This window comes from Bdellovibrio bacteriovorus, from assembly GCF_001592745.1.
In the GTDB taxonomy this organism is placed as follows: domain Bacteria; phylum Bdellovibrionota; class Bdellovibrionia; order Bdellovibrionales; family Bdellovibrionaceae; genus Bdellovibrio; species Bdellovibrio bacteriovorus_B.
In genome coordinates, this window is the sequence record NZ_LUKD01000009.1 from 57,925 (window position 1) to 81,433 (window position 23,509).

Genomic DNA, 23,509 nt, shown 5'->3' on the forward strand with positions numbered 1-23,509 from the left:
GGGAGGTATTATGAATTCTAGTGGAAGACTTCTAAGTTTTTTAGTTCTGGGAATGATGGCGTTAAGCTGTACCAAAAAATCGGAGGTCAGCGAACCTACTAGCAAGGACAAGTGGAAAGCTTCTTCCGCCGAAATCGCCGAAGACAATGAAAACTTAGATAAATTGCCTGAAGAAGAACATAAACTTCTTCCACCGCCACAAGTTCCCTCACCTATAACTAGAAAGAACCCTGCGCGTGTGAAAATTAAGATGGAAATTCGTGAACAGGTGGGCGTGTTGGCTGATGGTGTGAAGTATACTTTCTGGACTTTCGGAGGAACGGTGCCCGGGCCGATGCTTCGTATCCGCGCAGGCGATTACGTTGACTTCACTTTATCAAATCATCCGGACAACAAACTTCCGCACAATATCGATTTGCATGCTGTCACAGGCGCGGGTGGAGGAGCTGAAGGTTCATTCACCGCTCCCGGACACTCATCAACTTTCTCATTTCGCGCACTGAATCCAGGTCTTTACATTTACCACTGTGCGACAGCACCCGTAGGTATGCACATCGCCAACGGTATGTACGGACTGATTTTGGTGGAGCCAAAAGACGGTTTACCAAAAGTCGATAAAGAATATTATGTCGTTCAAGGTGACTTTTATACTAAAGGAAACTTCGGTGAGCGTGGTCTCCAGGCTTTTGATATGGAAAAAGCCTTAAAAGAACAACCTGACTATGTCGTATTCAATGGTGCCGTCGGAGCCCTTTCAGGGAGTTCATCTTTAGTGGCTAATCTAGGCCAAACAGTGAGGATCTTCTTTGGTAACGGTGGACCTAATCTAAGCTCTTCTTTTCACCTTATCGGAGAGATCTTTGATCACGTTTATCAAGAGGGTGGAAGTCGCATTACTCAGAAAAACGTGCAAACGACTATGGTTCCTGCTGGTGGATCGGCGATCGTTGATTTTCGAATCGATACACCGGGAAATTTTATATTAGTAGACCATGCGATTTTCAGAGCATTCAACAAGGGCGCTTTAGGTATGTTGAAAGTGGAAGGGGACCACAATACGAAAATCTATACAGGTAAAACTAAAGATGCCGTTTATTTGCCCGAAGGTCAGAACATGATACCGATTTCTCAAGAGCAAAAGAAGGATCCGCCAACAGGGGACACACTTGACGCACGTATGAGAACCGGGGAAATCGTTTACAAACAAAACTGTTTGGCCTGCCATCAAGCTAATGGTGAGGGTGTGCCGAATGCCTTTCCACCTCTAGCTAAATCCGATTTTTTGATGGCAGATAAGGCTCGGGCTATTCGCGTTGTGAAAAATGGACTTGAAGGAGCCATTACCGTAAATGGTAAAACCTATAATAGCGTCATGCCTGCACTACTAGGATTGTCTGACGATGATATTGCGAGCGTGGTAACCTATGTCCGCAATAGCTTTGGTAATAAGAGTGATGTGGTTACTTTGGACGAGGTTAAGAGAGCGAAAAAATGATTTCGTCTTTTTTTGCAATGGCTTTGCTATTTTCCTGGGCCGAAGAAATCAAAGTCTCTGGTGGAAAATTTCAGCCCTTATTTCAAGATAAGGGGGAAGAATCCATTGTTATCCCGTCCTTATGGGTGGATGCGACTCCCGTGACGAACGAAGAATTTCGCGCATTTATTAAAATGAATCCTAAATGGCGAAAGTCAAAAATTACTCCGCTTCTTGCGGACTCCTCCTATTTAAAAACTTGGAGGGACGACCTAACATTTCCTGATGGTACGGGGCGTTTCCCTGTTGTTCACGTGTCTTGGTTTGCAGCGCGCGCGTTTTGTAAATCACAGGGCAAGCGACTCCCCACGATTTTGGAATGGGAGTACTTTGCAGATGCAAACAGTCCCGAGAATGAAGCAAAAATATTGAAGTGGTACGCCAAAGGACAAGATGAAATAAAGAACGTGAAATCTTTGAAACCAAATAAGTTTGGTCTCTATGATACGGCCGGACTCATCTGGGAGTGGGTGGATGACTTCGGCAGTGTTGTGATGTCAGGAGACTCACGTGAAGGTGTGAACCGCGATCTTTTTTGCGCCGGGGCTGCGATAAACACCAAAAAACCTAAACAATATGGTGCATTTATGCGCTATGCGCTTCGTTCCAGCTTGCAAGCCCAATACACAACTTCATCATTGGGATTCCGTTGCGTAAAAAATTTTATTGAGGAGAAAAAATGAAATCCATAATCGTATTCTTGATTTTTTGTTCTCTAAATGTTTTCGCTCACGAAGATGGGCATGGACATCATGGGACTGAGACCTTGGAATCAGCAAATCCCATTCCTGGCAGTTCTCTTTATCAACTCGATAGCAGTTGGGTCGATAGCGATGGAAAAAAAGTTTTATTGAAAGACCTAAAAGGAAAGCCGCGCCTAGTGGCTATGCTTTACACTCGCTGTACAACGGCTTGCCCTTTACTAGTAGAAGACCTTAAAAAGCTTATTTCAAAGCTGCCGGCTAGGAAACAAAGCGTTTCTGTAACGCTGTTTTCATTTGATTCCGAAAACGAAACGGCCTCCACTATGAAAGAGTTTCTTCAAAAAAAGAAAGTGAAGTGGCAGATGCTAAGGGGCGACTCCTCAGATGTTGCTGAAGTTGCCGCCGCACTCGGGGTCCGTTACAAAAAACTTTCCTCTGGAGAGTATGTTCATTCTAACGTTATCTATTTGCTGGATGCAGAAGGTGTCATGATAGCTAAGAAGGAAGGTCTGAAATCCGATGATTCTGCTTTTGTGAAGAAAATCGAAAGTGCTTTAAAATAAATTGCACCGCAGGTGAGGGATTTGTCTGTTACATAATCCCTGTTGCGCTTCGACCTCTGTCTTAAAATGATCCGTTTTATTGAGGGAAAAAATAATCTTCGCGAGTTTTTTCGAGAGCTCAGATAGACTTTAAGAACAAATCCATAACGGGGACTCATTTAACAAAGAGGAATCATGGCAAGACTTATTCTGGTATTGTCGGCTTTGCTTCTAGGTTACTCACAAACCCAAGCAGCCGCACTGTTCGGTCGTCCTTCCAAGATCATTGATAGCAACGACAGCAACTCTAGCAGCGCAGGAAGTAGTTACTACACACCTTATACATCAGGTTCGTCGTCCTACTCCGCCACTGGGGGAGGTTGCGGATCTGTACCTTCTCATGTGAAAACCGCTTTCGGTGAGGCAAAGCGATTCACGCAAACTTGTTCTTATGCGCAGTTGTCTCCCGGCAAGATGATTGCCGTGAACGACTATTCAGGCGATGGTCGCCCGACAATGTACATCTTCGACCAAGATGGAAACTGCGTAAAAGGTTTTCCAATCAGTTGGGGTGTGGGTTCTGACCGCAGTGGACGCTTAGAGGCGTGCAGCACCGAAAATTCAAGAAAGACTCCTCCTGGATTTCACTTGACCGCTGTTCACAATGGGGCACGCTATAATAGTTCGAACTCGCTAGGTATGGCCGGTCTTTCTGGTCAGGACAGCCTTGGGCAACGTGGGGTTATCATCCACGGAACAAGTCCTGCGGGAACCTCTAATACTTGGGGATGTACAGGCGTGAACTACGAAGACTTATCAACGGTCATGAAAACCTTGGGTGTAGGATCGTTGGTATATAACTACTTCGGAGGAGCAAGAGCTTCTAATTGTAGTGATAATTCTGGAATGGAACGCCCGGCACAATGTCAGCCTGAAGCAGCGGCGGTAGCAGCAGCGAGATCCAACGGGGTTTCGTCGTCGAAGTACTCTGGAAAAAGCAAGTACTCCACTAACTCAGGCCGTTCGAAGGATACGAACTCGACAAAAAGAAAAGGAGCAAAATAATGAAGTCCATCATAGCAATTGCAATCACAATGATGATCTCACCCTGGGCGCTTGCGGTAGAGACAGCTCCTGCTAAAGAGACACCAGCAGCTCCGGCGAAAGCGGAAGCAACGCCAGAGAAAAAGAAAGAGTCCAAAGAGCCTCGCAAGCCTTCCCAGGCAGAGCTTGAGGCTTTAAAAATTATGAAAGGTGCCGAGATTGAGATATCTCACTACGACGATGATACGAACACTTTTGAAGTGACGATCATTAAAGAGCCAGGAGTAGGGCCGAACGTGACCACTCCGGAAGAACTTTATCGTTCTACAGAGATGAATGTCGACTTTGCGACGTTCAACTCTAAAAAAAGAGATTACATCGGTTCTGAGTTTCAATTGAAAGAAGATCTGATTCTGATTGGACCAGAGCAGATCATGAAACGCTCTAGAAAGTAATCCAAAAGGGAAGTTCTAAGTTATAGAACTTCCCAGCCTTCTACCGGTTCCCACGTTGAATCACACGTGGGATTTAGAACCACCTCAGGGCATGCGATCAAAGCGCGAAAGACGATGCCTTCTTCATCTTCAAATAAGAGAGTTCCTTTGGTGTATCCGGCAGGCCCCTTATAAAGCCCCTTTAACGCGGCCGTGCGTCCTTTACGATCTTTTGCAACGACGGCACCTGGACAGGCATCCGAACTGTCTTGGATAATCTTAAAGTCCCAGTGCTCGACTTGTGAATTCTGATTTAAAGACGTTGTGCGGATGCTTCCTTCGCTGATTTGCAAAGGTTGCAGGATTTTATACAGAAGAAAGTTCTCTCGTGTTTCAGCGGGACCATAAACAAGACAAGTCATTGCTAAAGCGGATATTAACGACATCGAACACCTCTTTGACTAGAGACTTCACCCCAACGTACTGCCGGACTCCAAACTGCATCGGAGTTCAAGTGGCCATCAATCATTTTTAAAAAAAGCTCCCACGCATTTGTTGCAGAGACTCCCGTCATCACGCGACAGCGAAGTAAAATTTCTTTGGCATCACGAATAGAGCCGTCGGTGCCTTCTTCGTTGGGATAATTATTCTTCTTCCAATAAGTTAAATCATTCAGTTGCCCATAAGCTTCACGAATGCGTGCGTCGCGTTTATGGGTGGAATATTCGTTCATCAAACCTGCAGAGAGGCAACGACCGCCATTGCTTTGAATGTTGTTCCAGGCCGTGTTCACAGATAAAATGCGGCCTTGCCATAGATTGCAGATGCTTTCGACCACGACCTCAATGCGTTCATCAACAGTGGGAACACGAAAACGCAGGATTTTGCGAATGTTTTCGTGCCATTGATAGATTTGTTTTCGAGACGGCGAAATATTTTCTCGCCACCCTGCCATAGAGAACTGCTCCTCACTGCTGTACGGCGTAGGAGCGTCTGTTTTCCACATACGGAATCCCCCCAGGCGACTCAGAGGCCAAGAATAGGGATTGCGAGTGGTGATAAGTTCACGCACCTTCATGGGTGTCGTTGAATACAGTGTCCGGATGTATCCGTTGTCTTCAAGATGAGTCACGAGTTCAGCGTGCCCTCCACGAGTCCCCACGATACTTTCTTCTTCAGGCGTCAAAACGGGATTTAGAAAAACCACACCAGGTTGAAAAATCAGGCGATCAATTTTGATCGGGTAGGTATCGTACCCTAGGGTCTTCGTACTCGTAAGATGGGAGACATGATTGATAAACTCGCGAAGGCGTTGCCTTTCCGGCAAATGATCCCAGTTCGACAGAGTGTTTGTTAAGCTCGTCTTCATGTTTTCTATATTAGTGAATCTAACAGGAAGAGCATTTTCATACGCAAAGATAATACGAACAGCATAAACAGCATCCGCACAATCTGTGGCAATACCATACCAATTGCTTGCGGGATTTGAAAAGATGTCGAATTTATAGTTTTCTTGCACCCAAGAAGAATAGCGCTTTTCCCATTCTTCATTCCAAGAGTTCATTGCGGTCCACACTTTGGCGTGGGACATGGAAGAACTCATTAGGATAAAAAGTGCTACAAGAGTTTTCAAACAAACGCCTTAATAAATATCTACGCCCAGATTCACTTCAGTGTATTTTAAATCATTCGGGCGCAGGTCGGTGCTGCCCTCTTTAAACTGAAAAATGATCTCACAAAAGCGAGGGACATTCTTAGGACGGTTGGCATTAACAATGACCGTGGTCTCTTTATAAGAGCCATCGAAAGCTGCCCAGTTTGAAGTATAGGAATAGTCGACTTCCATAGTGCCCGAAGGCCGGGTTTGGTTATTAGGGCGAGATGCTGATTGAGAGCCCATACCGCGAAGGTCACAGCGAGTGATCGTGCGATAGTAAAGCTGCGCAAATTTCGCGTAGTCCGGCAAAGAATGGTAAACCGAGCTGACGATGTCATAAGTCTTTTCAGACTGGTCGTTACGACCCACTTCTTTTTTCGTGGGACCGACATAACAAACATGAACATTGTATCCAACGCCCATTTGCTCTGTAGAAAAAGAAAGTTTCAAGTTAGTTAAAGCGGCATTCCACTGTGCTGAAGAATCAAAAATAGCTGCAACGTCATCGCTTAAAACATAGCCGCCACTGCGAGTTCTACTAATGGAGCTTTCTGAAACCGTTAAGTCTTCCCAAATCAAAGACCCCATGATCTTGCCAATAGGGTTTTCTGTAGGAACGGCGTTTAAACTTAAATTACACGCATAAATGTCTTCAGATGTTGAGACCGCGTTGATCCCAGCCTGCTGAGCCATTGCCAAAGAGCCTGAAAAGATCCAAAGTAAACTAAGAGTCAAAAGTTTCATTAGAACGGCTCACAAGTGTAACGAGGAAGACTTTTAATTTTTTTATCCATGATCACTTTATTCGGAGACTCTTTCACCAAGCGGATGTTTTCAAGCTTGTATGTGCCCTGATCATCCAGATCGCCCACAGTGAAGGTAGTAGTGAAGCGATTCCAGAATTTTTGTTTGCTCGCTTGGAAACACTGACCATGGCTTGGGTCGCATAAATTTCCATAGAAAGCGGGCCATAAACGAGTCGCGCCCAACTGTTTAAAGAAAGCCAAGGAAGTGGCCAAGTCGCCATTGATATCATTCGAAGTGATGTTTGGCAGACCCAATAAATTCGGTAGGTGCGGCAGTAAATGCAAAGAGTTCAACGATGGGATCGTATCTAGACCGGCCACGCCATTGACGCCCTTAAGATCTACTAAAAGTTGTTCCGCACGATTTAAGAAAATGTAGAAATCTTCAAACGGATCTATCATTGTCACTATGACTTTATAGGCCTGACCTTTTTCAAAGCTGGCGCCATCGATAGACTGTTGTGGAAAACGCATCAAGCCCTGCCAGCTGCCTTGAGCAATTCCACCCGTGGACCAGCCGTCGACAAATGTTTGCTTGCCAGATTGTTCAATTTTAAAAATCTCAACCTCTGCCGCTACGGGAATATTGTAGTTTGACGGATTTACGCAAAGGCCGTTTTTACAAACCGAGTTGTGGAAGTTATCCACGGAAAGATACATGTTAAGATCCAAGCGCTGATCACCGGCGGGTGCAAATTGCAAGTCACCCATATTCAATTCAGCATTGTAAGTGTCCGGGAAGCGGGGAGCTTCAGGACCCATGTCTTCACTCAGCTTCAACATGGACTCTTGTGCTTGGAACGTGTAGCGGTAGCGAGATGAACCGATAGGGTCTACTTCGGTGCTAAGGCCCGTATCATCACCCGTAACATAAGTGTTTAAAGCCGCTTCGATATCGCCGAATTCAAGCCCTAGCTCCTTCATTGTGTCAATGTGTAAGCACTCTGGCTTCACTCCCAAAGTGACCGCCAGGTTGTAGCTCGGATTGATATTCAAGAAGCAGTAGTCGCCCTCAAGCTGCACAATGCTCGCACCTTGGTTTGTGACCTTGCAGCGCTCTTGTTCATGCTTATAACGAAGGGGACGTCCGTTCAGTTCGGCGACAGAGATGAATGTGCATTGTTTTAAGAATTTTTGTTGGCGCAGGACCAGAGATTTCTTTTGATCGAAATCTACACCTTTTGCGAAAATCGGATTCTCGATTCGGCAAAGATTGGGTGTAGGGATATCTCCATCAAGAAAAATATCTGCGACGTCGGAAACTTGCGTCGGCATGAACACGCCTTTACTCAACATCAAATACTTGCCCGCGCTTTCCGTACATTTTTCCACCATTTGCGGAAGAATCGTCGAGTTCGTGCCATCTCCATAAGGACGAATGACAGGGGCTTGTGTGAAGTCGATCACAAAGCTGTGCTTCATATCACGAGAAGTGCGGCAGGCGAAAACCTCGCCTGCCATTAACAGAAGAACTCCAAAAAGAAAGATAGATTTTGTATTTAAAATTTTCATATTCAGTCTTCCTTTGAGCAGAGAGCCGGTAAGGCTCTCTGACGGAGTCTCTAATAATTACTGCTCTACAGATTCTTCAATCTTAGTGTATGTGCAAAGTTCAGCACCGTGGCGTTGCCATTTACGCAAGTTTTTAGACAAAACTTGAGAACCTGCTGCACCGTCAGTTTCAGAGAAGATGTAACGGATACGGCAGAAGCGTGGAGCTTTTGTGCTGTTGTCGATAGTAGAGTTGATCAAGTTAGCAACAGAGTTGATTTGAACTTGATTTGACTTCGTGTAGAAGTCACCAGACGCTTGCATTGGTGAATTCCAGTTAGAGAAAGAAGCTTCGTTATCAAGCGTGTTGTAGTAACCCGCGTTGTTACGAGACTTTTGGATTTGACCCATACCTTGAAGGTCACACACTGTGATAGCTTGAACTTTCAAACCAGCCAAAGTCGTGTATTTGATACCTGTTGGGTTCATAGTCAAACCGTCTTGAGTGTTGTCACCACCGTTTACCGCGTTAGCAATAAAATCGGTAGCTGTAGCTTGAGCTTGCAAAGACCAGTTCGCAGTAACGCCGTCTTCGAAGTACTCAATTTGAGGGCCACGGTAGCAGATGTCTACGAAGTACTCAGCTCCGTAAAGCTCTGAACCAAGGTTGAAGCTCAACTCTTTAATTCTGTTTTTGAAAGCGTCAGCGTGAGGAACAAGCGTGTTGTATGCGCCTTGACCCGCTTGAGCTGTTGTCGAAGTCCAAGTTTGGTTCCACTCAACTTTTGATTGGTTCCAAGTGCTGTATGAACCTTTCATGTAGTCCATAAGGTACTCACCACCGTTGTCGTTAGTACAAACGCAACGAGTGTTACAAACCGTACCGTTACACTCTTGTGGAGTACACGCCGTTTTAGTGTCTTCGAAGTAGCACACTTTGTGAGCAGAAGCTTCGTGGCGAAGACCCGCGTTACACGCGTAAATGTCTGGGCCAGAGCTGAAAGTTTTGAATTTAAAACGCAAAGAGATTGCGTTCGCGTTTTGAGCAGCGATGAAAAGCATTGCAGCTGCTGCAAGTTTCATAAAGTTAGTCATTTTTTCTCCTTTTGAGCTAACGTACCGTTTAAGGTTTGTTTAAATTTAAATTACCGTTACCAATTTCAGTCTGCGGAGCATACTCCAGGACATACATGTCCTGGTTATACTGTCCCGTGCCTTCACAAATGATATATTTGATCTGCACGGGCTCGTTGTTTGAGTTCTTACCTAAAACGACCAGTGGTTGTGCACTGCGAGTCGGGCAAAGACTTTGGAACAACGTTTGAACCTCATCTTTGTTTAAATCCATATAGAAGTTATAAATGCTGCGAGCGGCGATAAAGACGTGGTCTTTGCGAAAGACTTTCTCGATATCTTTGACTTCAATAACCTGATTTGTGTTTCTATAAAGTCTTTCTAATTCTGTAAAAACGGTGCGCAAAACATTGTTCGCCATGCCCAAGCAGTTGAAGCAGACATCTTGCTCTTTCCAGCAAGCGTTCGCATCGTTACACACGTTCTTGCAAAGAGCCTCGTCAGGGCGACAGTACAGAGTCACACTGTCTTGAAACTGACCACTCTGACTTACTTTGACCTGAGAGGTGATAGACCAAGCGTGTGCGGACGATAGGGCTATAAAAGTGATGAAAAGAGCGAAGATCAATTTCATCGGCGATCTCCAATCACATTGCGGCAAGATTTGTGAAATCCACGAATAGAGTGAACTTTAGTGTTTTCAACTTTGCGTTCATTGCAAGTGAAGCGCACTATACTTTCGCCTTTGCACAGATCCGACTTAATCCAAGCTTCGCGCTGAGTGTTTGCTGAAATATGACTTGGATGACGATCGTCCTCACGAATATAGACAGAGTGAACTTTCGTATTAAAAGTTTCTTCAAAGACCGATGCGGCCTTTGCCGCGCACGTATCGCTGAAGCATTTTAAACCTTTACCCAATTGATCTACGCAATGAGAAGGAATTTGACCGTACTTTTTATAAACTTCTGCAGCATAGGCCGCATTGACGTTCCAAGATTTAGGGATATTTACTTTATCTTTCTTGGCATGGAAGTACTTCTGGAATGTACGAACCATGTAAACCACAAACTTAGCCGGATTAAATACAGAAAGAGAAGCCGTCGATGCGCCCGCAACCGCCATAAAGTTCATCGTACATCCGCCGCAGAACGAGCGGGCATTGTCTTTTCCGGTAGCAAAATCACTTGGGTTATTTGAAATAACCTCGGTCTGTTGCTTTCCATCGCAATAGTTCAAAGTGATTCCAGAAAACGCATAGAAATTAAAAGTTCGAAGACCGTTGTTATTTAGAGAAAGAGCGCAGGGAGCACCTACTAACGGCCCAAAATCTGCGACAATCGACGTTTGAATTTTTGATTTTTCAAAACGAGGGTCAAATTTGATTGTTCCGTCCTGAACTAACTGTTTGAAAGAGGCTACGCGAGGAGCTTTGAAGTCAACATCGATATAGATCGGAAGGATATTCCACCCGAAAAGAGCGGTATTCGCAAGATCCGTCATAAACACTTTGTTCATTCGTTGTGTTTGATACCAAGGATCATACATCTTACATGTTTTCAATTCAGAGTATGGGTTGAAGAGATTTGGGTCTGAAGATTTGCCTGCAAGAGGAATCAAGGCATCGGCATAAGTTGAAACCGCGTAAAGGTCGACCATGCTCTTAATCATCAAGCGAGTGCAATCGATAGAGTTGTAGCAGATGACCTGAGAAGCTGAAGAGGAGCCGGCGTGTGTTTTCCAAGAAAGAAGGGGAGTTCCATTGAACGCCGTGGGCGTGAATTTGGTGCCTTGTTCTTCTGTGCCTGCTGCGTTGATCTGCAACATGTCTTTAGCCCAAGGAGCGAATCCCAGTTTGTTAACTGTGTACCCAGTTTTATTCCAGAAGTTCGTTTTTTCAAGCTCGTTACACACAGGTAGAACGCGCGCCGAAACTTCTTTGAAGTAGTTCACATGCTCACTCAAGGAACGTTTCTCAGAGTAAGGCATTTGCGTCATGTTTTTAAGCTGAGCAACGCGTTCAATGTCTGACTTTAAGAAGTCCAGTGTTTCATCGCCCGCAAGACGAATTTCCGTACACATGTAGTACAACTCATTCATCATTTGCTCAGTGGATCCATGATTTTTAATATCAGCAGAAACACTTGCGGTTAAGCCTTGAATGCCTAGCTGATCTTGAAGCAGGTTCATGTTCGTCATCGCCGACTGGTATTTATTTTTCATAATACCACGCGACTGAATCAGGTTTTTACGGAAGTTCGACAACCACTCTTCAGCTTTATCGAAAGATTGAGTCCCTAGGAAATCGTTATTAACGCCTCGAACGCCTTTTTCCAGCATCTCAGCCTCAGTTCCTGCAGGCACTGTATCGAAGAATTCGCTGTTATTTCCGCCAGTGGCTTTCGCTAACTCACGCAAACTGTTGATAGAAAGGTATTGGTTATCGCAAGACGGTGGGGTCATACTGCGGCAGCCGTTCGGTGTATAAAGAACAGCTTCTTCAAGAGCAATAGATCTAAAGAGCTTGCCGAATGTCGGGCTCATCACTTCAAGTTCGTTCGTATTTCTCCAAGCCCAGGACATGTAAATCTTTAAACTGTTCCAGAAATCAAAACCTTGAATTTCTAAAGATTGTGGGTTTGTCGCCCAATCCAATTGAAGAGTGACGAAACGGTTGCTCAACGTATCGTCAGCATCAAAACAGCCTGTGATATAATCAGCTTCGTTCATGTAAGCTAGAGCGATGTCTTGAAGATTGCTTGCGGTGACTTCAGCGTTATGCAGATGTCCTTGAAGAGCAGAGAATTTTTTAACGTAATAACAGCCCAGACGGTCTTTAGAAGCATGAAGCGGGAAGTTGGCTGTCGTAAAGCGGTCAATAGATGTAATTGCGGCACGGTTTCCAGCATTGTACCAAAGTTGGCTTAAGTAGTCTTGCAAGTCGGCGCAAGCATTTCCTTTGGATTGCTCACAGTTACGGGATACTTGAAGGTACTTTGGAAGGTTCGCAGATTTTAAGTTTGCGGGTAAAACAGGCAGGTGGCCGCGCACCATCTTATTCATGATATTTAACGTCATATACGCGACTGAAAGGCGGAACTCTTTCATCGCTTTAGCGGAATAAGCTGCTGTATCAAGTCCCGAAAGCTTTGCGACAGAATTTGCGACTTTAGCGGCGTTATAGCCGTCAATCATCACGAAGATAGAAGAGGTCGGCTTTTCTGAGTCAATCGCACACTGAGCGCGGTTGGTGAACGGCAAGGGACTTAGAAGTGTCGTCTGATGAGCGGGAATTTGCTGAGCCACGCTGAAGGCGGGCGCAGAAATTCCCATCAAGACTAAAATTGCAAAAACATGCTTCATGAATCCTCAGATACGTTCAGAAAATAGGAAGAGGTACGTATAAAACAAGCCAACTAACGCTTAGTTAGTCGGTTTGCAGTTATCAACTTTGTTCAACATGGTCGTGTAGAATAAGATGACAGTTTGATCGGCGGGAGAAAAGTTACGTTTTGTCGAACCATCCGTATTTACCATGTTGTACATATATGTATTAACGAAACGGTAAACAGAAGGCGTCACACGTAAAGTCGAATTACAAACGTAATTTTTGTAAGTCACAGTGATACCCGCATAGTAATCGCTGTTGTTGGCGTTGTTGCTGCCTTCGCCGATGTAGAAGTTATTGCCCGTGCCATTTGGATTGTTGCCGTAACCTACTTGAAAGCTCACAGTCCAGCCAGAACCCGCACTGTCGGTACCTACGATAGAGCAAAGGTTGCCGCGGCAAGCGACTGCCATCTCATTTTCAATCTTTCTTTGGATTTCTGCTTCAGTGTAGTGTGGATTTGGACGAGGATCATACTCAGGGCTGCCACCATCGAATTCGTCTGCGTGAGCGCCGCTCGCTGAAAGAATAAGCGCAACCAATGATAACTTCAAAACGTTCTTGATCATTAAAAACTCCGTGTTTAGCAGACGACAGCGGCCCTAGATTTTCCGGTGACGTACCAATTTTGTTTTTGAGCTGGCGAGTTTGTAAACGAGTTCTCGGTTTTTTAAAAGGTGGAATTTAAATTATGTTCGCAAAATCACAATTGCGAAAACAATCAAGTACTTCATTTGTATGAACCCTTGATGAACCCATCGCACATTTCACTTCTTATCAGATTTTCTTCGTAAGAAGCTAACGTATCGTTATCTTGAACTATTAGTAACTACTTGGTGTGTGCACTTTCATAACATCAGAAAATGCGAAAATGACTTTGATGTTTTTTAGATACGCAGTGATCTAATTACACTTTTTCGCTGATGGGTTCCCACGTTTCACTGCGATATCACTGAAACATGTTTACCTATGGGAAACGATACTTAAGAGTCGGAGGAATTAGATTCGTGTTTAGCAAAACACTTTTTTTAAATGTGTTGTGGAAGTGGTTCTTCGATCTGTGATGGAGTCGAATCTGCGCATCTCACGATCAATACTCAAAATATATCTCGGTTCTCAAGACTGCGTTGTGATGAAAGGAGGAAAGAGGAAAGCGCAGTTTAGATTGGAAGATTCGAATTTGAATAACGTCTTAGCTTTGCTGTTTTCGTCGAAGAGCGCAAGATCTCTGCTGTCTCGTTTGAATGTTCCCGTAAATACCCCGTTTATATTGTAATTGCCCTTGTCAGCTCTTCGAATGCAAGCTCAATCCAGAAAAACTGTTTTCGGGAGGAAATTAAAGCTACCATCATTGGGGAAATTCATTATTCTTTGTATATGAACAAAATCAGGTTTTTAGGGCAAAAGGGACAAGGAACCCTTCTTATTGTATCCGTTCTCTGTGTCGTCGGAGTGATCGTCCTTATGACATCTTTGGATGTGTTTACTAAGGACTATAATTACAAGTCTCTTGATTTTGACCAAGTGCTGCTTGATGAGGCGACAAGCTCCTCATTTGCGGTGATGGAATCAGCGTTAGCCCGCAGATTGTGGGAGCCGCCGCCTGACAGTCAATGCTTGAAGGCCGAGTCCTTCAGTGTCGAAGGTGAACTCCCGAACGGTGTTTCTTGGAGAGTCGACACCGTGTTTAATTTTACGACGAAAAACTTCGAAATGACGGCGACGGGAGCTTACCGGAAGCTGAAATCGAAGTTTCGTAAACACGTTAAAGTTTTAGATGTCTCAGATTATCTGCTTTTTTCAGGAAGCTCTAGCAGCGTGGTTTTACAGAGGGCGTACAGTCCCAAGACTCCCTCCGCTTTGATCGCTAAAGACCGTCGTATTTACACCAAAGGACCTTTAGTCGGCTATTCCATGATCCACCGGCCGAACCCCAATACTGGATGGGCGGGCTCTGCACCGATTTGGCCAGGTGAGTGGGGCACAGTGGTTCAAGGTGATCGCATGCAGTTCACGGGAGGAATTTACTATGCTCCCTGGAGTCTTCCACGCCCGAACGCCAGTTGGGCCGGTGTGGGGAACTTACCTACACTGTTAGCTCCTTATTCCAATGCTTGGGGTACGCCTGCTGTTTCTGTTGGCTCTTCTGGTGCGGGGTCCATGGTCTTTACAAAAAGTTCGACCGTCGCCGAATCTCTGCGTGATCAAGTCGTCAACGAAACTTCCGGACCTAACACGAAATCAAGTTTGCGCGAATTAGTGTACCCGGTGGCGTTGTTCGGCGGAAATCCTCCATTACAAGCATGGAGTGCGACGGATTCGGGCAGCTATTTTAATGACGTCGATCGCTATTCTATTTTTTACTACGAATATGCTGATGCCAACAAATTCGGGATCCGTATGAATGCAACTTGTATGTCGCGCCCGGATGCATTGACCTCGGGGAAGTATTGTTCTCACTCCGAGCACTTTCCAAAAGGATTTAGAGAGTGGAGAAAAGATGCCGGTCTCGAAGGCTATTTATACACTTCTGATGCCGAAGTGGTGCCATCTCCGACTATGAATTGGGACAACTTAGAGGCGTTAGAGGAAGATGCCAGGGCCTGTGGTCAGGTTATCAGTTCTCCTATGAATGCCTATGAAGACTGCGCAATCTGGGATAGCGAGTTTCAAAAACAGTATGCCGCCAACGGAGCGGGGACTGAGTGCACTCGCGTATCACGCGTGGACATGGAGTCTTTAAGCTTAAATAATTTCAACGCGGGTCAACTTTCAAATGCGAGTGTCGCCAACCGACTCTTACGCCGAGTGGTTTATGCAAAAGTCCCAACCGAGATAAGACAAAGTAATAATCAGGGTCTTATGGTCGGGGCGCTGTCCGATAGTGTCGCCAGAAAGAAATTAGCCTTGTGGGTTGTCGGCGAAGACACGATCACCCTGCGTGGGGTTCAGCCTGATACCACATCGCCGTTAGATACAGACACAGGCCGCTTGCGTGAAGTATTTTTTAATATGGATGCGACCGGGGGGACGAAGCCGGGTATCTCCATGGTGCTGCTATCACCCGAGCAAGTGCATTTAGTCAGTCCTTTTTATGTTCCTATGAGTGAAGGCTATTTGAAATCCCGCTGGCCCTCTTCAGGTGGAAAGATTCGTCCGATTCTTCATAACCTGACTGATCCACGTCACGAAGAGGATGGTTTCAAGTACGGCTATCGTCGCTATCATTTAAACAATGTCAGTCTTATTACGACAGCAACGGTGGATGCGGGACGACCCTTCATATTGAAGGGATTGTGGAATGGACCTGATTCGTCAGCAGCACAGTTTATTGCTAATCAATGCATGGTTACCATGGCCGGTCATCCGTTGCCACCCTACATGACTTACAATATTTCTGAGATGGCCTCGATGCCGACATATACCGACCCGATTTCGGCCTTGCCTCCAGCGGGTTCACGTTATTATGACGGCGGACATTTGCCTCGACGTTACTATCCGAATGTCTTTTGGGAGCAAAATGCACATCCTTCTATCGGCGGTGCTCGACATGAATCCGATTTAATGCTTAAAGGAATTCGTATCTATGTCGATTTCGACACGACGGTTGTTCCGGGTAAAAGAGATCTCAACACGCCTCTTCATAGGCTGACTGACGGCCGCGGTGTCAGTCTGAATTATTTCGACCTTTCTCATAAACATTTCACTTATAATATGAGTTCTTATTATCAGAACAGACCGTCCTTCACTCCGTGTATTTTAGAGAATGCGGCCTACCTTTCACCATCAACACCGACGGAACTTTATGACCGCTATGCTGTCGCTCCCACAGTGAATAATGGAAGTTATATTTTTGTTCATACTTCGCCAGATGATGATTTTAGGAACGTGGGCTCTATTGTGGGTGTGGATCAACCGGTTATTGAAACAAGGAATGCCAAATGATGAATTCACGCGGTATGACTTTAATTGAAGTCCTGATGGCCATTGGCATTTCTGTCATTGGTGTTTCAATCTTTCTATTCTTCGTTCTTACATCGCGCAAGCACGTGACTCACGTGGATCGCGCGATTGTTTTAAAAGAACTTCTTACCGACAATGTCATTGAGCTGAAAGGTTTACAGATAGGCGATATAGTTCCGATTGGAAAATGCCTGATGCGTATTTATAAAACAGATAAAACCTTTGTGTCTGAATCTGTTGTGGATCTAAATTCCTCGGAATGTCCCGAGCCTTCTCTGACAGCGGATCAGGTGTTTGTAGGGTGGGAGGTGTTGCCAGCTTCTTCTATCGATGCGTCTTTCAGCTCGTCGTCATTAAAGCTTCCAAAATACTCGGACACTTTACGTAAAGTGACATTGAAGGTTTGGGGTTGGAGTGATGGCGAGGGTAAAACTATTCTTACAAATCAGATTGTGATTTTTAAACGATGAAGAAATCAAGTCGCGGATTTACCATGATAGAATTGCTTTTGGCTGCATCACTAGCAACTTTAGTGATTGCAGGCACTGTGCAGGTTATTTATTACTTTTTCTCTGAAAAGAAGAATCTCGATGATTGGAGTTCGGCACAGATCGACATGTCCCTGGCGATTAAAAATGTCGAAAATGATGTGCGCAATATCGTTCGTTTAGAGCCGACAGAGGATCTCCTGTCGGCAAATGACGGTCTCTATTTTGGGTTAAGTTCATTGACTCCTCAAGAGTCCCCAGAAGTCTGCTTAGCAGACGCAACTCATTCAGTCTTTCGTTACACGACCTTAGATCGCGTGCTGAGATCAGAACGTACGATGCGCTCGTGGTCCGAAAGTGGCGACGCCGATAAAACGGCAGAGGCTAACGAGCTGCGCGTATCGGCCGATGCCACGATCTCTTCACTGTTTCAGTCTGGCAAAGCGCCGACGGAAATTTCACTCGTCGATGCTGACCGGCGCTTTATTCGCCGCTATGAGGTCGGTGCGGTGACGATGAACTTGAATTCGGCGAGGGACCCCTATGACGGCTTGCCGAAAACCGACGCAAACGGAAATCCAATTCGCTTTAATTATGCCAGTGTCCTATTGAAGATGCCGAAGAATGCGCAAGGAGCGTCTGTTCAGAAAAGGCCTTCGGTCTTCGTCACTAGCAGTGAAGTGTATGCGTCCTCGACAGTGATTGTCTGTCTTCGTAAAACAGACCTTAATCTCATTAAAATAGAGCCTCTAACAAACAAAGTGACTGTCTTGCTGCAAAATCGTCCTTCCGAGTTTAACGTCAGCTCATTTGTGGCCAAATATCTGGGCACAAAAAAAGGCGTGCGTGTCGACCCGGTTAATTTCATGAATGATACCGTCAGTGATCCAAATGGTTACTGCGTGAATTCGGTTTTTCTGGAGCTAAAGGCCACGCTGCCATTAAAGAATCAGTCCGGCGCTGGAATAAGTACTAACGTCACTAAAAACAATGTGACCCGGGCCAGAACTATTTTTGCACCTAATCTAAATGCGAAGCGTGCGGTGGCTTGCTTGCAATAAAGTCTTCTTCATGGTCGTTTCTTTTTAAATAAAGAAGGTGGGGCTGTGATCCCTCTTTCACGCGGCAGCGACTTATCAAATGTGAACTGATGGGTATGCCTAATGCGAGTATCAAAGAAGAAACAATTAATATTAATGCCGTTTCCAGATGCATAAAGTGCAACGCGCCACCCAAGCAAAAGCAAACAGATCCCAGCGTTGAGGCCTTAGTAATGGCGGCGATTCTGGTTAATGTATCCGGAAACTTCATCGCACCTACAGCTGCCAAAAGAATTGAGATAGTTCCCAGAAATAGAAGACCGTCGACAAGGAATTTCATCAAGACCCCCTGGTTTTTTCAATATAAAAAGCAAATAACGAAGTGCCTACGAATGAAAGAACGGCAAGGACAATGACTAAGCTCATCACTTTGTGATCGTTAACGACAATGGCGATTAAAACCGTCGCCGCAATTAATACTGCTGTCAGTAAATCAAAAACGACGGCTCGATCTGCTTGGGTGGGACCTAGCAAGAGCCTTCGAGTTCCAAGGACCAAAGCTATGATTAGCAGTGATGATAAGATCCACATCATACGTTGTCCTTTGAATGAAAAAGCTTAAACAAGCGCTGCTCAAAGCGCATTTTTAAAGTATTTATGGCTTTTTCGCTATCCGGCGCATGAAAGAAGTGAATGTACAGCACCGTTTGGTCTTTTGATAAATCCACCACCAAAGAACCAGGCGTCAGAGAGATTATCAAAGAAAAAAGCCACAACGCTTTCTTGTTCTTTAGAAGAGTCGGCATCCGCACAATCACGGGATGGAGGTCTTCATTAGGATAAAAAAGGGCGGAAGCCACTTCATAAACGGCAATAAAAAAATCGTGAATAAAAAGAACGAATATTTCGATAATCAATCGTAACTTCGTCGTCATGGCGTTTTCTCTCCGGGACGTAAATCTAAAGATATCTTTTGTACGACTTCAAAAACTTGATCCGCATAAAGTCCCATCGTCACCGTCCATAGATTAAGTAAAATTATGGGGACGACAAACCATCTCCAGCGCGTTGGCTTTGGATTATTATGATAGTGGGGAGAGGGTTTTAAGAATGCTCCTAACCAAATTTTTAGCATCGACATCATCGTGAGTAGACTGACGGCCAAGCTAAAAAGAACTCCGAGCACTTCTCTTGACTCTAACAAGGCTCTTAAAGCAAAAACCTTAGCCCAAAAACCTGAAAGTGGTGGAACACCCGCCAATGAGAGCGCCGGAATCGCAAAAAGAAGCGCTAGCAAAGGATCTCGCTCTAACAAGCCACCAATTTTTGAAATCTGATTTCGCTTCTCGTTTGATTCGATATAGGAAACCACAAAAAAAAGATTCGTCTTCACCACCATGTGATGCAAAAGATAATAGATGCAGGCGGCAAGCCCCAAGCCAGTTCCCAAGGCCAGGGCTAAGGCAATGTAACCAACCTGCGAAATAATATGAAAGGATAAGATGCTTTTCATATTGTCTTGGGAAATGGCCCCTAAAACTCCAAGGAGCATTGAAATAAGCGCTAATGCTTGAATCAAAAAGGGCAGAGAAGAATCGATGAGGCTTAAGTGAGGTGCAAGAACTCGGACTAAACCATACAATCCAACCTTAGTTAACAGTCCAGAAAAAACGGCCGCCATCGGAGTCACCACGTAGGGATACGAAGCGGGAAGCCAAAAATAAAATGGGAAAAGCCCAGCTTTGATCATAAAAGCAAAACTTAAAAGTCCCAGTCCTAGCGGAAATGCTGAATCCGAAACGGAAATAGAAACTCCAGAAAGTTGATTTAAGTTTAATGTGCCTGTGCCGCTATAAATTAAGGCGATCCCACCTAAAAAAATAAATGAAGAAATCACACTTAAGACGGCGTATTTAAATGATCCCTGAAGAGCATTTTTACTTTTTATCAAGGATGCTAGAAAAAACGACGACATCAGAAGAATCTCAAAGCACACGTAAAGGTTGAAAAGATCCCCGGTAGAAAAAGCGCCTAGAACGCCTAAAATCAAAAAATGAAATAACGGATAATATCCGCGCAATTCAACGCGAAGATTTAACGAAGCTATTGAGACTAAAACGCCGCTAAAATAAATGAGTGATGAAACAATTAAAAGAGCCGCGCCTAATAAGTCCACTCGAAATGTGATTCCAAATGGTGGTTGCCAGTTGCCGAATGCGAGGGTCAGAGGCCCTAACTGCCAGACTTTCCAAAAAATAAAAACACTGGACACTAAGACCGCAAACGAGCCGAAGGACGCAAGCAGGCGTTGCGCTTTTAAATGGCTGTTTAAAAGCCAGCTGCACAAGGCAGTTATAAAACATATAGCAATGGGAAGGACTGCTATCATTCGACCTCTTTCATGTCATCCAGATCGTCGATGTTCTGGGCTTGGCGGGCGAAATAAGCAAAAATTAGAAGGACCGTCTGAATTGCTAAGCCAATGACAATGGCAGTAAGTATGAGCGCTTGCGGAAGGATATCGTTTTCAGATCCACTGCTTAGTAAAAATAAATTTGTCGCGTGCCCCAGCAGTGAAAGGCCCATAATAACACGCAGCCATTCTCTTGAAAGTATCAACCAGATGCTTGCAGCAAAAATCACAGAAAGAATCATCGCAAGGTCCTTCCGTTAAATGCAAAGAACACCGTCGTCATTACGCCGACGATGACACAGTAAACACCGACATCGAAAACCACCGGAAGACCTAAGGATACAGGCCCGGGAAGCCATAGACTTGTTAAAGGAGGAAGATCCTTAAATAGAACCGGGGCGATCCCAGAGGCAAAACAAAGTCCTAAACCCGCGACCATCCAGTGGTGGGATGATCCTAACAGAATTTTTCTCGTAGAGAATTCTCCGAAGACCAAGGAATGAAAGATCAATGCAATGGCTAAGATCAAACCGCCGACGAAACCTCCGCCTGGATTGTTATGACCGCGCAATAGGAGATAGACAGATATGGAGGAAAATATTACTAAGAAAAGTTTTGTCGCGATATCTATGATAGGTGAGTGAGTGAATGGATTTTCTCTTTTTCGCAATCTTTTAAAAAGAATCGAAGCTCCTAGTGCCACGATACTAAGAACGGTGATTTCCCCCATGGTGTCAAGAGCTCGAAAGTCTACAAGGATGACGTTAACGACATTGGATCCTTTGCCGAGTGTGGGAGCGTTTTCAGCAAAGTAGGGAGAGATTAACGAAGGAACTTTGCCTTTTTCTAAAATAGGAACCAGCCAAAGCATGCTAAAAAATGAAAGGACCGTAAACACCCCGCGAAGAATCTGATAAGTTTCCGGTAGCGGCAAAGGTTTTGTTTTCAATGGCTGTAGGCACAGAATGAAAACCAACAGCGACACGGTTTCAACCGCCATCTGAGTCATCGCAAGATCGGGGGCGTCCGCTAAAATAAAGAAAAGTCCAACCCCATATCCCACGAGTCCCAGTCCCATCACCTGCAAAAGAGGACGCGAACTCTTCAGAAGCGGTACAAGGCCAGCAAGTAATAGGATGGCTGCCAAAAGCTCTGGCCCGGACGAAATATCGGGTGCTTTCAGCAACGAAAGTGATTCCTGCATGAACGCCATCCAGAAGGTCCAAATCCCAAGGGGCAAAAGCAACCAGTACAAGTAATTACTTAGTTTGCCATTCTGAAAAACTTCTGTGAACCAACTCGCTAAGACAGGTAAGACTTCGTTTTTTTCTTTGCGCTGCTGATCGAATCGCAACCAGATCTCGATATGACTTAACCGCCGTACCAGGAAATAAGAAAGAATGCCGCCCAGAAGGAATGTGCAAATACTTAGAACCAAACCCATGTTAAAACCTGTCCATGCTTGAAGCTCCAGATCTGTCCTTTTCAATAAAATGGAAGAGACGATAGGTTTTAAAAAGTATTCATTGATATCATTAAGGAAGAAGTTCGAAATCCATCCCGCCATCGCCAAAGCCAATGCGGGAGCCCACATCGAAAACCGGGCTTCCCGCAAACTACGATTCGGCCTAGCATCTTTTTTAAATATCAATTTCAAAAGGCGGTAGGCGACCACAATGGAAAGGGCTCCTGTGCAGACCAGCACGATCAGAAGAAGGGTGTTTTCGCCTTTAAGATGCAGCACCGAGGTTAGTAAGTATTCCTTTCCTAGAAAACCTAAGGTGAAAGGAAGCCCAATCATAGATCCCAGTGATAAAATCATCGCCGCCGAAGTGATGGGCATTCTTTGTGTGAGATTGTTAATGCTATAAAGACTGCGTGTCCCAATTTGCTTATCGATATTTCCCACGCATAGAAATAGGCTCGCTTTATAGCAACTATGGGCAAAGATATAGGAGACAAAAGACTTCCAGGAATACTCATGAGGAATTCCAAGAAGAATAAATATTGAACCTAGGGCGCTCACAGTGGTCCAGGCAAACATCTGTTTTAAATCTGTTTTCAACAGGGAAATAAAAAGCGCTCCCAGCGATGTGATTCCTCCCAAAGTCACAAGCAGAACAATCCAAAGAGTCGTTTCCTGAAATAGGGGAGAAAAGCGGGCCAAAAGAAACACTCCCAATTTAACCATCGTCGCTGAGTGCAAATAACAACTGGCGGGCGTAGGGGCTTTCATGGCGTTAGGCAACCAAAAATGAAAGGGAAACTGGGCGGACTTAGTGATAGCGGCAAAGACAATTAAAGAAATCAGGAGGGGACTTTCATGAATCTTAACATTCTGGCTACGAATGATTTCATCGAGAGAAGTGCTTCCGGTCATTTGATTTAAAATAAGAAACGCCGTTAGGAGTGAGAGGCCCCCTGCTGCGTTTACAATCAAGGCCTGCCGCGCGCTCTTACGGGTGTCACTGTCTTCATAATGAAAAGCGATTAATAAAAATGAACAAAGGGCCGTGGCCTCCCAGAAAGTGAAGAACACGAAAATATTATCAACCCAAAGAACGCCCAGCATAGATCCAGTAAAAAAGAACAAGAGCGGAAAGAATCTTTTTGCATCGTCTTTTGAAAAATAAGCTCCCGCATAGATGCTGACACACATGCCGATACCCATAACGATACAAGCAAAGAAATCAGAAAGGCCGTCACGGTTTTCTGGCCACTGGCGATTCAAAAATGAACTGATCGCTTCAATGAAAGTGATTGCAAAAGGAGCCGCAAAGAGAAGTCTCCAGATCACAGTGGGAGATCGCATAATGAAGCGGGATAAGAGTGCATAAACGAAGAAAGAGAGAATCCACCAAGTCATAGGTCATGATCTCTAATCTTTAGTTTTAATGTCATCTTTCAATCCTGTCATAGAGATAAGACCAG

General features: G+C 44.8%; 22 protein-coding genes. 8 read left to right on the plus strand and 14 right to left on the minus strand.

Translation table 11 applies throughout. From position 1 onward, the window contains the following. The first annotated feature begins 10 nt into the window (after window positions 1-10). The 5 genes from nirK to AZI87_RS17565 all read left to right on the plus strand — a co-directional run bounded on the left by nirK (window position 11) and on the right by AZI87_RS17565 (window position 4,279). A complete protein-coding gene (gene nirK, locus AZI87_RS17545; protein WP_063209745.1) occupies window positions 11-1,495 on the plus strand; it encodes a copper-containing nitrite reductase in 1,485 nt (494 codons plus the stop codon). Next, window positions 1,492-2,217 carry a formylglycine-generating enzyme family protein gene (locus AZI87_RS17550; protein WP_063209747.1) on the plus strand — a complete coding sequence of 242 codons (726 nt, stop codon included), beginning with the start codon at window positions 1,492-1,494 and terminating at the stop codon, window positions 2,215-2,217. Before nirK ends, AZI87_RS17550 begins: the two co-directional genes overlap by 4 nt. Next, the gene (locus AZI87_RS17555; RefSeq protein ID WP_063209749.1) at window positions 2,214-2,801 is read left to right on the plus strand and encodes an SCO family protein; all 588 of its coding nucleotides are present in this window, start codon (window positions 2,214-2,216) and stop codon (window positions 2,799-2,801) included. Before AZI87_RS17550 ends, AZI87_RS17555 begins: the two co-directional genes overlap by 4 nt. Before the next feature lie 174 nt (window positions 2,802-2,975). Beyond that, window positions 2,976-3,845, plus strand: coding sequence for a L,D-transpeptidase family protein (locus AZI87_RS17560; protein WP_063209751.1), 870 nt, complete (start codon window positions 2,976-2,978; stop codon window positions 3,843-3,845). Further along, a complete protein-coding gene (locus tag AZI87_RS17565) occupies window positions 3,845-4,279 on the plus strand; it encodes a hypothetical protein (protein WP_063209753.1) in 435 nt (144 codons plus the stop codon). Before AZI87_RS17560 ends, AZI87_RS17565 begins: the two co-directional genes overlap by 1 nt. Window positions 4,280-4,299: 20 nt before the next feature. Here the strand turns inward: AZI87_RS17565 and AZI87_RS17570 are convergent, their stop codons facing one another. The 8 genes from AZI87_RS17570 to AZI87_RS17605 are packed head-to-tail and all read right to left on the minus strand — an operon-like array spanning window position 4,300 to window position 13,243. Beyond that, window positions 4,300-4,704, minus strand: coding sequence for a hypothetical protein (locus tag AZI87_RS17570; protein WP_063209755.1), 405 nt, complete (start codon window positions 4,702-4,704; stop codon window positions 4,300-4,302). Next, window positions 4,695-5,849: a hypothetical protein gene (locus AZI87_RS17575; RefSeq protein WP_253696990.1), complete on the minus strand. Its 1,155-nt coding sequence runs from the start codon at window positions 5,847-5,849 to the stop codon at window positions 4,695-4,697. The genes AZI87_RS17570 and AZI87_RS17575 overlap by 10 nt, the downstream gene beginning before the upstream one ends. Before the next feature lie 51 nt (window positions 5,850-5,900). Continuing rightward, on the minus strand, window positions 5,901-6,659 hold the full coding sequence (locus AZI87_RS17580; RefSeq protein WP_063209757.1) for a hypothetical protein: 759 nt from the start codon (window positions 6,657-6,659) through the stop codon (window positions 5,901-5,903). Continuing rightward, on the minus strand, window positions 6,659-8,233 hold the full coding sequence (locus AZI87_RS17585) for a hypothetical protein (protein ID WP_063209759.1): 1,575 nt from the start codon (window positions 8,231-8,233) through the stop codon (window positions 6,659-6,661). The genes AZI87_RS17580 and AZI87_RS17585 overlap by 1 nt, the downstream gene beginning before the upstream one ends. A 57-nt stretch (window positions 8,234-8,290) precedes the next feature. Next, window positions 8,291-9,307, minus strand: coding sequence for a hypothetical protein (locus AZI87_RS17590; RefSeq protein WP_063209761.1), 1,017 nt, complete (start codon window positions 9,305-9,307; stop codon window positions 8,291-8,293). Between the two features lie 28 nt (window positions 9,308-9,335). Then, the gene (locus AZI87_RS17595; RefSeq protein ID WP_063209763.1) at window positions 9,336-9,920 is read right to left on the minus strand and encodes a hypothetical protein; all 585 of its coding nucleotides are present in this window, start codon (window positions 9,918-9,920) and stop codon (window positions 9,336-9,338) included. Then, a complete protein-coding gene (locus AZI87_RS17600; RefSeq protein ID WP_063209765.1) occupies window positions 9,917-12,649 on the minus strand; it encodes a hypothetical protein in 2,733 nt (910 codons plus the stop codon). The genes AZI87_RS17595 and AZI87_RS17600 overlap by 4 nt, the downstream gene beginning before the upstream one ends. A gap of 60 nt (window positions 12,650-12,709) precedes the next feature. After that, window positions 12,710-13,243, minus strand: a complete 534-nt coding sequence (locus AZI87_RS17605) for a hypothetical protein (protein WP_063209767.1) — start codon at window positions 13,241-13,243, stop codon at window positions 12,710-12,712. 808 nt (window positions 13,244-14,051) lie between these two features. Between AZI87_RS17605 and AZI87_RS17610 the strand changes: the two genes are divergently transcribed. From AZI87_RS17610 to AZI87_RS17620, 3 genes are read left to right on the plus strand one after another with little or no spacing between them, the layout of a single operon-like run. Next, on the plus strand, window positions 14,052-16,619 hold the full coding sequence (locus AZI87_RS17610; RefSeq protein WP_063209769.1) for a hypothetical protein: 2,568 nt from the start codon (window positions 14,052-14,054) through the stop codon (window positions 16,617-16,619). Further along, window positions 16,616-17,107 (plus strand): type II secretion system protein, encoded by a 492-nt coding sequence (locus AZI87_RS17615; RefSeq protein ID WP_063209771.1) that lies wholly within the window; start codon window positions 16,616-16,618, stop codon window positions 17,105-17,107. Before AZI87_RS17610 ends, AZI87_RS17615 begins: the two co-directional genes overlap by 4 nt. Further along, the gene (locus AZI87_RS17620; RefSeq protein WP_063209773.1) at window positions 17,104-18,186 is read left to right on the plus strand and encodes a prepilin-type N-terminal cleavage/methylation domain-containing protein; all 1,083 of its coding nucleotides are present in this window, start codon (window positions 17,104-17,106) and stop codon (window positions 18,184-18,186) included. The genes AZI87_RS17615 and AZI87_RS17620 overlap by 4 nt, the downstream gene beginning before the upstream one ends. On the opposite strand, the gene AZI87_RS18055 is transcribed toward AZI87_RS17620, so the two are convergent. The 6 genes from AZI87_RS18055 to mbhE all read right to left on the minus strand — a co-directional run bounded on the left by AZI87_RS18055 (window position 18,146) and on the right by mbhE (window position 23,444). Beyond that, entirely contained in the window at window positions 18,146-18,505 is a 360-nt protein-coding gene (locus AZI87_RS18055) for a cation:proton antiporter (protein WP_081112281.1), read from the minus strand. The genes AZI87_RS17620 and AZI87_RS18055 overlap by 41 nt on opposite strands. Further along, the gene (locus AZI87_RS17625; RefSeq protein ID WP_063209775.1) at window positions 18,505-18,759 is read right to left on the minus strand and encodes a monovalent cation/H+ antiporter complex subunit F; all 255 of its coding nucleotides are present in this window, start codon (window positions 18,757-18,759) and stop codon (window positions 18,505-18,507) included. Before AZI87_RS17625 ends, AZI87_RS18055 begins: the two co-directional genes overlap by 1 nt. After that, the gene (locus AZI87_RS17630) at window positions 18,756-19,100 is read right to left on the minus strand and encodes a Na+/H+ antiporter subunit E (protein ID WP_063209776.1); all 345 of its coding nucleotides are present in this window, start codon (window positions 19,098-19,100) and stop codon (window positions 18,756-18,758) included. The genes AZI87_RS17625 and AZI87_RS17630 overlap by 4 nt, the downstream gene beginning before the upstream one ends. Continuing rightward, window positions 19,097-20,341 carry a complex I subunit 5 family protein gene (locus AZI87_RS17635; protein WP_172795540.1) on the minus strand — a complete coding sequence of 415 codons (1,245 nt, stop codon included), beginning with the start codon at window positions 20,339-20,341 and terminating at the stop codon, window positions 19,097-19,099. The genes AZI87_RS17630 and AZI87_RS17635 overlap by 4 nt, the downstream gene beginning before the upstream one ends. Window positions 20,342-20,550: 209 nt before the next feature. Continuing rightward, a complete protein-coding gene (locus AZI87_RS17640; protein WP_063209779.1) occupies window positions 20,551-20,820 on the minus strand; it encodes a sodium:proton antiporter in 270 nt (89 codons plus the stop codon). Next, window positions 20,817-23,444 carry a hydrogen gas-evolving membrane-bound hydrogenase subunit E gene (gene mbhE, locus AZI87_RS17645; RefSeq protein ID WP_063209781.1) on the minus strand — a complete coding sequence of 876 codons (2,628 nt, stop codon included), beginning with the start codon at window positions 23,442-23,444 and terminating at the stop codon, window positions 20,817-20,819. The genes AZI87_RS17640 and mbhE overlap by 4 nt, the downstream gene beginning before the upstream one ends. Window positions 23,445-23,509 lie beyond the last annotated feature (65 nt).

Bases quoted from the DNA above. Each gene is read 5' to 3' on its own strand.
- AZI87_RS17615 (WP_063209771.1), top strand. From the start codon at position 16,616: ATGATGAATTCACGCGGTATGACTTTAATTGAAGTCCTGATGGCCATT.
- AZI87_RS17620 (WP_063209773.1), top strand. From the start codon at position 17,104: ATGAAGAAATCAAGTCGCGGATTTACCATGATAGAATTGCTTTTGGCT.
- AZI87_RS18055 (WP_081112281.1), bottom strand. From the start codon at position 18,505: ATGAAATTCCTTGTCGACGGTCTTCTATTTCTGGGAACTATCTCAATT.
- AZI87_RS17565 (WP_063209753.1), top strand. From the start codon at position 3,845: ATGAAGTCCATCATAGCAATTGCAATCACAATGATGATCTCACCCTGG.
- nirK (WP_063209745.1), top strand. From the start codon at position 11: ATGAATTCTAGTGGAAGACTTCTAAGTTTTTTAGTTCTGGGAATGATG.
- AZI87_RS17640 (WP_063209779.1), bottom strand. From the start codon at position 20,820: ATGATTCTTTCTGTGATTTTTGCTGCAAGCATCTGGTTGATACTTTCA.
- AZI87_RS17610 (WP_063209769.1), top strand. From the start codon at position 14,052: ATGAACAAAATCAGGTTTTTAGGGCAAAAGGGACAAGGAACCCTTCTT.
- AZI87_RS17555 (WP_063209749.1), top strand. From the start codon at position 2,214: ATGAAATCCATAATCGTATTCTTGATTTTTTGTTCTCTAAATGTTTTC.
- AZI87_RS17630 (WP_063209776.1), bottom strand. From the start codon at position 19,100: ATGACGACGAAGTTACGATTGATTATCGAAATATTCGTTCTTTTTATT.
- AZI87_RS17595 (WP_063209763.1), bottom strand. From the start codon at position 9,920: ATGAAATTGATCTTCGCTCTTTTCATCACTTTTATAGCCCTATCGTCC.
- AZI87_RS17585 (WP_063209759.1), bottom strand. From the start codon at position 8,233: ATGAAAATTTTAAATACAAAATCTATCTTTCTTTTTGGAGTTCTTCTG.
- AZI87_RS17625 (WP_063209775.1), bottom strand. From the start codon at position 18,759: ATGATGTGGATCTTATCATCACTGCTAATCATAGCTTTGGTCCTTGGA.
- AZI87_RS17600 (WP_063209765.1), bottom strand. From the start codon at position 12,649: ATGAAGCATGTTTTTGCAATTTTAGTCTTGATGGGAATTTCTGCGCCC.
- AZI87_RS17580 (WP_063209757.1), bottom strand. From the start codon at position 6,659: ATGAAACTTTTGACTCTTAGTTTACTTTGGATCTTTTCAGGCTCTTTG.
- AZI87_RS17590 (WP_063209761.1), bottom strand. From the start codon at position 9,307: ATGACTAACTTTATGAAACTTGCAGCAGCTGCAATGCTTTTCATCGCT.
- AZI87_RS17560 (WP_063209751.1), top strand. From the start codon at position 2,976: ATGGCAAGACTTATTCTGGTATTGTCGGCTTTGCTTCTAGGTTACTCA.
- AZI87_RS17570 (WP_063209755.1), bottom strand. From the start codon at position 4,704: ATGTCGTTAATATCCGCTTTAGCAATGACTTGTCTTGTTTATGGTCCC.
- AZI87_RS17550 (WP_063209747.1), top strand. From the start codon at position 1,492: ATGATTTCGTCTTTTTTTGCAATGGCTTTGCTATTTTCCTGGGCCGAA.
- mbhE (WP_063209781.1), bottom strand. From the start codon at position 23,444: ATGACTTGGTGGATTCTCTCTTTCTTCGTTTATGCACTCTTATCCCGC.
- AZI87_RS17575 (WP_253696990.1), bottom strand. From the start codon at position 5,849: ATGTCCCACGCCAAAGTGTGGACCGCAATGAACTCTTGGAATGAAGAA.
- AZI87_RS17605 (WP_063209767.1), bottom strand. From the start codon at position 13,243: ATGATCAAGAACGTTTTGAAGTTATCATTGGTTGCGCTTATTCTTTCA.